Annotated in this window: 8 protein-coding genes and 1 pseudogene; 1 reads left to right on the top strand and 8 read right to left on the bottom strand. The window is 54.3% G+C overall.

Annotation, left to right across the window (positions count from 1 at the left end):
* The 8 genes and pseudogenes from AQS70_RS04485 to arcD (AQS70_RS04450) form a co-directional block, all read right to left on the bottom strand.
* Positions 1-497: pseudogene (locus tag AQS70_RS04485) on the bottom strand (glycine dehydrogenase (aminomethyl-transferring)); the annotation flags it as partial.
* Between the two features lie 10 nt (positions 498-507).
* Positions 508-891, bottom strand: a complete 384-nt coding sequence (gcvH, locus tag AQS70_RS04480; protein WP_055101719.1) for a glycine cleavage system protein GcvH — start codon at positions 889-891, stop codon at positions 508-510.
* A gap of 396 nt (positions 892-1,287) precedes the next feature.
* Positions 1,288-2,796 (bottom strand): sigma-54-dependent transcriptional regulator, encoded by a 1,509-nt coding sequence (locus tag AQS70_RS04475; protein ID WP_055101718.1) that lies wholly within the window; start codon positions 2,794-2,796, stop codon positions 1,288-1,290.
* A gap of 152 nt (positions 2,797-2,948) precedes the next feature.
* On the bottom strand, positions 2,949-3,308 hold the full coding sequence (locus AQS70_RS04470) for a DUF5064 family protein (RefSeq protein WP_055101717.1): 360 nt from the start codon (positions 3,306-3,308) through the stop codon (positions 2,949-2,951).
* A 57-nt stretch (positions 3,309-3,365) separates the two neighbouring features.
* Complete coding sequence (arcC, locus tag AQS70_RS04465) at positions 3,366-4,295, bottom strand: carbamate kinase (RefSeq protein WP_055101716.1); 930 nt, start codon at positions 4,293-4,295, stop codon at positions 3,366-3,368.
* 105 nt (positions 4,296-4,400) lie between these two features.
* On the bottom strand, positions 4,401-5,411 hold the full coding sequence (locus AQS70_RS04460) for an ornithine carbamoyltransferase (protein WP_055101715.1): 1,011 nt from the start codon (positions 5,409-5,411) through the stop codon (positions 4,401-4,403).
* Positions 5,412-5,495: 84 nt separating this feature from the next.
* Complete coding sequence (gene arcA / locus AQS70_RS04455; RefSeq protein WP_055101714.1) at positions 5,496-6,752, bottom strand: arginine deiminase; 1,257 nt, start codon at positions 6,750-6,752, stop codon at positions 5,496-5,498.
* Between the two features lie 33 nt (positions 6,753-6,785).
* Entirely contained in the window at positions 6,786-8,213 is a 1,428-nt protein-coding gene (arcD, locus tag AQS70_RS04450) for an arginine-ornithine antiporter (protein ID WP_055101713.1), read from the bottom strand.
* Positions 8,214-8,664: 451 nt separating this feature from the next.
* On the opposite strand from arcD (AQS70_RS04450), the gene arcD (AQS70_RS04445) reads away from it, so the two are divergent.
* The gene (gene arcD / locus AQS70_RS04445; RefSeq protein WP_055101712.1) at positions 8,665-10,092 is read left to right on the top strand and encodes an arginine-ornithine antiporter; all 1,428 of its coding nucleotides are present in this window, start codon (positions 8,665-8,667) and stop codon (positions 10,090-10,092) included.
* Positions 10,093-10,222 lie beyond the last annotated feature (130 nt).

The raw sequence follows: 10,222 nt of genomic DNA, 5'->3' as shown, positions 1-10,222 counted from the left end.
GCTTTGTTCTTGCTCAGGCGTTTGCAGAAGGTCATGGCTTCGGCGGCAGCGGTGGCTTCGTCGAGTAGCGAGGCGTTGGCAATCGGCAGGCCGGTCAGGTCGCTGATAAGCGTCTGAAAATTCAGCAGCGCTTCAAGACGACCTTGAGAAATTTCGGGCTGATACGGCGTGTATGCGGTGTACCAAGCCGGGCTTTCTAACAGGTTGCGCAAGATCGGTGCAGGGGTGTGGCAGTTGTAATAGCCTTGGCCGATGTAGGTTTTGTGCAATTGGTTCTTTGCCGCAATGGCTTTAATCGACGCCAACGCGTCGGCTTCACTTTGGCCGTCGGACAAACTCAGAACGCTGGTGCCCTTAATCCCTTCCGGGATCACGCTGGCGCTCAGCGCTTGCAGCGAGTCAAAGCCCAGCGTGGTAAGCATCGCCTGTTCGTCGGCCTGACGCGGGCCGATATGGCGCGCGATAAATTCATTGGCAGTGCTGAGATTAATCGTCATGGCCGGCTCCTTAGTTGTCGTCTTGGGCTTTGATCAAGCGGTCGTATGCGTCCTGACTGAGCAGCTTATCGACAGCCCCTGGGTCAGCAGGTTGGAAACGGAAAAACCAGCCTTCTCCCAGCGGATCCTCGTTGACCAGTTCTGGGCTTTCTTCAAGTTTAGCGTTCAATTCCACTACTTCGCCGGCCAGTGGCATGTACACGCCACTGGCGGCCTTGACTGACTCAACGGTGGCCGCTTCTGCGCCCTGGTCGTAAGTCTGTAGCTCTGGTAACTGAACGAACACCACATCACCCAAAGCGTTTTGCGCAAAAGCAGTAATGCCCACCGTCACGCTGCCATCGGCTTCGGCACGTAGCCATTCGTGATCTTCAGTAAAACGCAACTTGCTCATCAAAACTCCTCAGGGCCCGACTTATCGGGTGGTCACAGGTTCAATGCTCGTACAGGTCGAGCTGATGAGTTAACTCTAAGCAAAATGTTTGCCGCTTTTATAAATTCGTTATTTTTCAATGACTTAATAAATATTTGCTCATGACTTCACATTCAGGCTGTAGCGAAATCGCTACAGCCCTGATGCCATTAAAAAAACCAAGAGGATCAGAGCCTTGCATAGCTGAGGATTGATCGACGTGTATCGAAACCATTCCGCTGGAATGAATTCGATACGCAGCCCGCCCGGTAGGAGCTGCCGAAGGCTGCGATCTTTTGATCTTCTAAAGCTAGAGATCGCAGCCTGCGGCAGCTCCTACGGTGTTTAGGCCAAGATCGCTGGCTAATGGCTGGCTGACTAATTTTTAGCAGGGATGCCGTATTTGCGTAGGCGGTGGGCAATCGCGGTGTGCGAGGTGTGCAGGCGGCTGGCCAATTGGCGCGTTGAGGGGTAGCTGACGTAGAGCTTTTCCAGCAGTGCTTTCTCGAAGGACTCGACCGCTTGCTCAAGGGTTTCAATGTCCCCATCACTTTGTCGCGCCACTGATGTTCCAGCGATGTCTAGATCGCCAATGTCGACCAGTGAGCTTTCGCAAATAGCCGCAGCGCGGAAAATCACGTTCTGTAGTTGCCGTACATTACCCGGCCAGCGATTGCCCAATAGCGCCGGATACGTCCCTGGCGCTAAACGGCAGACGGGTCGCTGGATCTGGGTGCAGGCCTGCTGCATAAAGGCTCGCGCCAACAGCAAAATATCCTGCCCACGGTCACGCAGAGGCGGAACTTCAAGGTTTAGCACGTTCAAACGATAGAAAAGGTCTTCGCGAAACGTTCCTTCATTGACCATTTTTTCGAGATTGCGGTGGGTTGCACTGAGAATTCGCACATTCACTTTGACCTCTCGCTCACCGCCTACGCGGCGGAAGCTGCCGTCATTCAGAAAGCGCAGCAGTTTGGCTTGCAGATAGGGCGACATTTCGGCGATTTCATCCAAAAACACCGTGCCATGATTGGCCAACTCCATGAGCCCCGGCTTACCACCGCGTTGCGCCCCCGTGAAAGCGCCGGGGGCATAGCCGAACAGCTCGCTCTCGGCCAAGTTTTCTGGGAGCGCAGCGCAGTTCAACGCTAAAAACGGTGCCGCAAAACGGGCGCTGATCGCATGGCAAGCCCGCGCCACCAGCTCTTTACCCGTGCCCGTTTCACCTTGGATCAATAAAGGAGCATCCAGCGCGGCCACGCGCTGGGCACGGGCTTTTAAGGTGCGGATAGCCGCAGAGTCGCCGAGCAGCGCATCAAAGCCTTCTGCGTGGTCGTGGTGTAGCGCGGCTAGACGTTCACCGATACGACTCGGTTGGTACAACGTGAGTAGAGCGCCTGCATCGGTAATGGGCGTGGCGTCGAGCATCAGCGGTTGCCCATTGAGCGTGACCTCGCGCAGAGGTAAGCGAAAACCGTTTTCTAGCAGAACGTCCAGCAGGCCGGGATCGCTGAACAGCTCACCGATACTTTGCCCCGAAGGCTCGCGGCCATACAACGTGACTAAAGCCGGATTGGCCAGCAACACATGGCCTGCGCTGTCCAGTGCCAGTACCGGGTCAGTCATCGCGGCGAGCAGGGCGTCGAGTTGCAGATGACGCCGCTGGCCAGGAAGAATATCGACCACCTTAACGGACTCAACGCCATTGACTCGAAACAACGCCTCACGTAACTCGTCGAGTACTTGCGGGCTCAACGTAGGAGCGTCGATATAAACGTTAGGCGGCACCATCTCCACCGCATCCAAATTGAGATTTCGCCCGCCGAGCAACGCCAGCACTTCCTGGGTGATGCCGACGCGGTCGATAAAACTGACATGGATACGCATGGGAACGAGCAAATCTTTGGCCAGGGGATGGCCAGTATGCCTTGGCGGGCAGGATTGGTGAAATGCGCAGACCTGAAGGAGCAGGTAGGCTGCGATCTTTTAATTTTCAAGAGCAAAAGATCGCAGCGTTCGGCAGCCCAACGAAAAGCGGGTTATTCCAGGTGTTCGGGTTTGACCGGGTCGCCTAGCTCGTGCCCTAGTTGATGCCTGACATCTTCAAACATCATGTCGTAGTACTTGTGCATCGAGCGCAGGTCGGCATGGCTGGGAATACCATGCTTTTTAGCAATGTCGAAACCGACCTTGGCGAAGTTATAAAACTGATCTTTTGGGAGTACGAACGACTCCTTGAAATCCTTATTGTTGATCAGGCCGTGCATATCGAACTGCATCGACCGGCCTTCCTTGGGATCCTGAACGACCTGGTAATCAATTTTTATGTCATAACCAAAGTCGCCCGGTTGCAGCGGCTCGCGATGGATATGCAGGTGACCGGGTTCGAACGAGGCCATAGGGCTGCTCCTTGAGGCTAAGTAGTCAAGGGCAGGCCGCCAAGCCCGCCCACGGGTTCATACGTAAGTAATACCAGGTTTTTCGGTACTCACTCGAGTACCGGCCTTACCTTGAACGATTGCTTCAATATCTGCCAGTGCGCCGATCACCGCTGTCTTGCCGGTTTTACGTGCAAATTCACAGGCGGCCTCGACTTTCGGGCCCATGGAACCCGCAGCGAAACCAAGCTTTTCCAATTCGTCCGGGTGCGCTTGGGCAATGCTTTTTTGGTCAGGTTTGCCCCAGTTGATAAAGGCTGCGTTAACGTCAGTAGCAATGACTAGCAGGTCACTGTTGAGCTGTTGAGCCAGCAATGAAGAGGCTAGATCTTTGTCGATAACCGCCTCGATGCCTCTGAGGTTGCCGTCTTCGCCATACATGGTCGGAATCCCACCACCACCCGCGCAGATGACGATGGTGCCTTTTTCCAACAGCCATTTGATTGGGCGGATCTCAAAGATGTGTTTAGGTTTTGGGCTTGGCACCACGCGGCGAAATTTGTCGCCGTCCGGGGCAATGTCCCAGCCTTTTTCCGCCGCCAGGCTCTTGGCCTCGGCTTCGCTGTAAACCGGCCCAATCGGCTTGGTCGGGTTTTGGAATGCGGGGTCTTTGGGGTCGACTTCAACTTGAGTCAGCAAGGTGGCGAAAGGCACCTCCTTGGGCAGGAGGTTGCCTAGCTCTTGCTCGATGATGTACCCGATCATGCCTTCCGTTTCGGCACCGAGCACATCCAGCGGGTAGGGTGCTACGTCGGTGTAAGACGCAGCTTGCAGGGATAGCAAGCCCACTTGAGGCCCGTTGCCGTGGGCCACAACCAGCTCGTTGCCAGGGGCAATGCGGGCGATTTGGGTGGTGGCAGTGCGGATGTTTTCGCGTTGGTTCTCAGCGGTCATTGGCTGGCCGCGACGTAGAAGGGCGTTACCGCCCAGTGCAACGACGATACGCATAGAAAATGTCCTTATTGAGCTGGGAAGTCCGGGGCTGTAGGGGCGAGCTTTTGATCGTTTAAAAGATCGCGAGCAAGCTCGCTCCTACAATGTTGGCGTTATGGCTTAAATATCAGCCAGTGCCGCCACCAGAATGGCCTTGATGGTGTGCATGCGGTTTTCGGCCTGTTCAAAAGCAATGTTGACCGGGGACTCGAACACTTCCTCTGTCACTTCAATGCCGTTTTTCAAGTTCGGGTGGTGCTCAGCCACGTCTTTGCCGACTTTGGTTTCACTGTTGTGGAACGCAGGCAGACAGTGCATGAACTTTACGCGTGGGTTTTCTGCGGCCTTGATCATGTCGGTATTGACCTGATAGGGCAGCAGTAGCTTGATGCGTTCGTTCCAGCTATCAACCGGCTCTCCCATCGAAACCCATACGTCGGTGTGGATGAAGTCCACGCCTTTGACCGCGACTTTCGGGTCTTCGGTCAGGGTGATGGTGGCACCGCTGTCTTTAGCGAAGCCTTCGCATTGTTTAACGAATGCTTCGTCTGGCCATAGGCTTTTCGGTGCGGCGATGCGCACGTCCATGCCCAGTTTTGCGCCGATCAGCAGCAGCGAGTTACCCATGTTGTTGCGTGCATCACCCAGGTAGGCGTAGCTGATGTTATGCAGCGGCTTATCGCTGTGTTCGCGCATGGTTAGCACGTCAGCAATCATTTGTGTGGGGTGGAACTCAGCGGTCAGGCCGTTGAACACGGGCACGCCTGCATATTTGGCCAGTTCTTCTACGATTACTTGCTCAAAACCACGGTATTCGATGGCGTCAAACATACGACCCAGAACGCGGGCGGTGTCTTTCATGCTTTCTTTGTGACCGATTTGCGAAGAAACCGGGTCGATGTAGGTCACGTGTGCGCCTTGGTCGTGGGCGGCTACTTCGAACGCGCAACGGGTGCGGGTCGAGGTTTTTTCGAAGATCAGTGCAATGTTTTTGCCTTTTAAGTGCGGCTCTTCAGTGCCGGTGTACTTAGCGCGCTTGAGGTCACGGGACAGATCCAGCAAGTAATGGAGCTCACGTGGAGTGTGGTGCACGAGGCTCAGCAAGCTGCGGTTTTTCATGTTAAACGCCATGGGGATCTCCTGGGTTTCTGATTAGCCGACTTGCGCCGCCTTTTGTGAGGTCAGCGCAAGTAATCAATAGGGGCGTTGGGTTTCTTAATAGTCGATGGGGTCGCGCACGATTGGGCAGGTCATGCAGTGACCGCCGCCACGGCCGCGTCCCAGCTCAGAGGCGCTGATGGTGATGACTTCCACACCGGCCTTGCGCAGCAGGGTGTTGGTGTAGGTGTTGCGGTCATAGCCGATGACCACACCGGGTTCCAGAGCCACAACGTTGTTGCCGTCATCCCACTGCTCACGTTCAGCGGCGAAGCTGTTGCCGCCTGTTTCGACTACACGCAGGGCTGAGAGCCCCAGTGCTTGGGCGACGACATCCAGGAAGCTGGCTTCTTCGCGGCGAACATCAATGCCGCCCGCTTTGCTTTCATCCGGGTACAGCGAAAAGGCGACGATCTGGTTCACCACTTCAGGGAAGATGGTCACCAGATCGCGGTCGCAGAAGCTGAACACTGTGTCTAGGTGCATTGCCGCGCGGGACTTGGGCAGGCCCGCTACGATCACGCGCTCAACGGCTTTATTCTTAAACAAGCTCTGGGCCAGTTGGCCGATGGCTTGGCGCGAGGAGCGCTCGCCCATACCGATTAGCACTACGCCGTTACCGATTGGCATAACGTCGCCGCCTTCCAAGCTGGCATTGCCGTGATCAATCGTTGGGTCGCCGTACCAGACTTTGAATTCAGCGCCGGTGAACTCAGGGTGGAATTTATAAATCGCGGTGGTTAGCAGGGTTTCTTGACGGCGCGCAGGCCAGTACATCGGGTTAAGCGTCACGCCACCGTAGATCCAGCAGGTGGTATCACGGGTGAACTGAGTGTTCGGCAGGGGCGGCAAGATAAAGCTGGTGTGGCCCAGGAAGTCACGGAACATCTGGATGGTTTTGCCACCGAAACTATTTGGCAGATCATCGGCCGAGACGCCACCGATCAGGTACTCGGCAATGTGGCGAGGCTCCAAGCTCTTAAGCCAGGCTTTGACTTCATTGACCAGGCCGATACCCACCTGATTCGGCGTGACCTTATGGTCCAGAATCCAGTCCAGTGCTTCGGGAATGGCAACGATATCGGTGAGCAGGTTGTGCATTTCCAGCACATCAATCCCGCGATCACGCATTTTGGTTACGAAATCAAAGTGGTCACGCTTGGCCTGGTTGACCCACAGCACGTCATCAAACAACAGCTCATCGCAGTTGTTAGGGGTCAGGCGCTGATGCGCCAGACCGGGTGAACAGACCATAACCTTATGCAATTTACCGGCTTCGGAATGTACGCCGTACTTCACTTTTTCCTTGGTCATTACAGTCATCCTCCACAGTAGCTAAACAGGGTGTTACAGGGTTAGAAAGCCGTCATAGAGGCCATACGCTGCGATCAGCGCACCGACGACCACTGCGGCAAAAATCACTTTCTCGATGGCGGTGAAAATCTGTTGACCACTTTCGCGTTTGGCTTTGGCGAATAGAATCGCCCCAGGTGCGTACAGCAATGCCGAGAGCAGCAGATATTTCAGCCCGCCCGCGTAGATCAGCCAAACCGCATAGACCAAAGCAATACTGCCGATGACCAGATCTTTCTTACGCTCCGCCAAGGCGTTTTCGTAAGTCTCGCCGCGAACCGCCAGTAGCAGGCCGTAGGCTGCCGACCAGAGATAAGGGATCAAAATCATTGAGGTCGCTAGGTAGATCAGCGACAGATAAGTGCTTTCTGAGAACAGTGTGATGATCAGGAACACCTGCACCATGGCGTTGGTCAGCCACAAGGCGTTGACCGGTACATGGTTGGCGTTTTCCTTTTTCAAGAAGGCAGGCATGGTGTGGTCTTTGGCGGCCGAAAACATGATCTCGGCGCACAGCAGCACCCACGACAGCAGGGCACCCAGCAAGGACACGATCAAGCCGACGCTGATCAATACCGCGCCCCAGTGACCGACAACGTGCTCAAGCACGGCAGCCATCGACGGGTTTTGCAGTTTTGCCAGTTCTGGCTGAGTCATGATGCCCAGCGACAGTACGTTCACCAGAACCAGCAACAGCAGCACGGTGATAAACCCGATAACAGTGGCTCGACCGACATCAGAACGTTTTTCAGCGCGGGAAGAGAAGATGCTCGCGCCTTCGATGCCGATGAATACCCAAACGGTGACCAGCATCATGTTGCGCACTTGGTCCATCACGCTGCCCAGCGACGGGTTTTTAATGCCCCAGATGTCGCTGGTGAAAATGTCCAGCTTGAACGCGAACAGTGCAATCAGAATGAACAGCACCAGCGGTACGACTTTGGCAACGGTGGTCACCAAGTTGATAAACGCTGCTTCCTTGATGCCGCGCAGGACCAAAAAATGCACAGCCCATAACAGCACTGACGCGCCGATGATTGCCGCGACGGTGTTGCCTTCACCGAAGACTGGGAAGAAGTACCCGAGCGTACTGAACAGCAGCACGAAGTAACCCACGTTGCCCAGCCAAGCGCTAATCCAGTAACCCCAAGCAGACGAGAAACCCATGTAATCGCCAAACCCGGCTTTGGCGTAAGCATAAACACCGCCGTCTAGATTGGGTTTTCGATTCGCGAGGGTTTGGAACACAAATGCAAGGGTCAGCATGCCGACTGCAGTGATTGCCCAGCCGATTAAAATTGCCCCGACGTCGGCACTGGCGGCCATGTTTTGCGGAAGCGAAAAGATCCCGCCACCAATCATTGATCCGACGACAAGTGCAACTAATGCACCCAGTCGAAGTTTTTCAGGACTATCAGACATTTATAGTGACTCCAATCCATGAGAAGTGAGGTCTAAGAGGTTATTGGGTTGTTTGATTACCCAGTTGACTTAGGTCAGGTCATGACTACATTCCATTGTGATTAGAGTGTGAACGTCGCAATTGCGTAGTGCTTTGACGCGAGCTGAACACCTTCAGCCATAGGGCTCTTAAGTCATTCAACGATTTTTAACTAAACGCGTGTGGGGATTGAAGCTAGACACTATTTGAGATTTTGCAAATGCGAATGGAGTGTTTTATTAACGCGTCCGTGAAACGAAAACTTCATCTTTGTATGCGCTGTTTTTTGGTCTTTAATAGAAAATCTCGCTATTAAAACGTTGGGCTTAAAGCGCGATACATCTAAACGAACAGATCGTTCACTTATTTAATCAATAAATTGCAGTTGCGAGATAAGCAGTACTTCCAGTGATCGAAACTTAAGAGGTGACGATGTCTCAGCAGACCCAGAAGCTTCGGCTCAATGCGTTGATTGCGTTGGTGGTCGGTTCAATGATCGGTGGCGGTATTTTTTCATTGCCACAAAATATTGCGGAGCGAGCCGCTGGCGCAGCCGTATTGATCGGGTGGGCCATTACCGCGGTGGGCATGCTGGCGTTGGCTTTTGTGTTTCAGACGCTGGCTAATCGTAAACCTGAGCTGGATTCCGGGGTGTACGCGTACGCTAAGGCCGGGTTTGGCGACTACATGGGGTTCTCTTCTGCTTGGGGCTATTGGATCAGTGCTTGGATGGGCAACGTCGGCTATTTCGTCTTGCTGTTCAGCACGTTGGGTTTTTTTGTCCCCGCGTTTGGCCAAGGCAACACGCCCATTGCCATTGGCTGTGCATCGCTCCTGCTGTGGGGTGTGCATTTTCTGGTAATGCGCGGCATCAAAGAGGCGGCGTTCATCAACCAACTGACCACCATTGCGAAAATCGTCCCGATCGTGATGTTTATTGTTTTGGCCGCAGTTGGCTTCAAAGCGGAGATTTTTACCCATGACCTCTGGGGTGCAGAAACGCCCAGTGTCGGCAGCGTCATGGATCAAGTGCGCAACATGATGTTGGTCACCGTGTTCGTATTTATCGGTATTGAAGGCGCGAGTGTGTACTCCGGGCGTGCTGAAAAACGCTCGGATGTGGGTAAAGCGACCGTGATTGGCTTTTTAGGGGTCTTGGCACTGCTGGTGCTGGTGAACGTGCTGTCGCTGGGCATCATGACTCAACCCGAGCTAGCGAAATTACAAAATCCGTCGATGGCCGGGGTACTCAAGCATGTGGTGGGGGATTGGGGAGCGATTCTGATCAGCATCGGCCTAGCCATTTCTTTGCTGGGGGCTTTGTTGTCGTGGGCGTTGCTGTGCGCAGAAATTCTGTTCGCGACGTCTAAGGACAACACCATGCCAGCGTTCCTAAAAAAGGAAAACGCCAACCATGTGCCGGTTAATGCGTTGTGGCTGACCAATGTGATGATTCAGATCTTTTTGATCATCACGCTGGTGTCTTCAGGCACCTACACCACGTTGATCTACCTGGCGTCGTCGATGATTTTGGTGCCTTACCTGTGGTCGGCGGCGTACGCCGTTCTGTTGTGCGTGCGCGGCGAGACTTACTTGCAGGCCAGCCGTAGCCGGGTCAAGGACTTGTTAGTCGGGGCGCTCGCGTTGGTCTACGCGATGTGGCTGTTGTATGCGGCGGGGCCCAAGTACTTGTTGTTATCTGCCTTGCTCTACGCCCCGGGAATTTTCCTGTTTGCCAAGGCCAAGCGCGAGCAGGGGCAAGTGTTGTTTAAGGGCATAGAGCCATTGATCTTCGGGGCGGTGGTGATTGCGGCGCTAGGGGCGGCGTATGGGCTATATAGCGGGGCATTGACGCTTTAACAATAGCGGCCGCACGCGGCGTTGCTTTGTTTTTGGACTGCCCCCAAAAAGTTGGACACATATCCAACTTTTTGGGGTTTCAACATGAGCAAGTACACAGAGCAATTTAAGCTCAACGCCATCAAGGCTT

Origin of the sequence: Pseudomonas endophytica (assembly GCF_001411475.1) — a bacterium.
GTDB lineage: Bacteria > Pseudomonadota > Gammaproteobacteria > Pseudomonadales > Pseudomonadaceae > Aquipseudomonas > Aquipseudomonas endophytica.
Note: the sequence above shows the minus strand (reverse complement) of the source record. Positions and strands in the feature narration are given on the sequence as shown.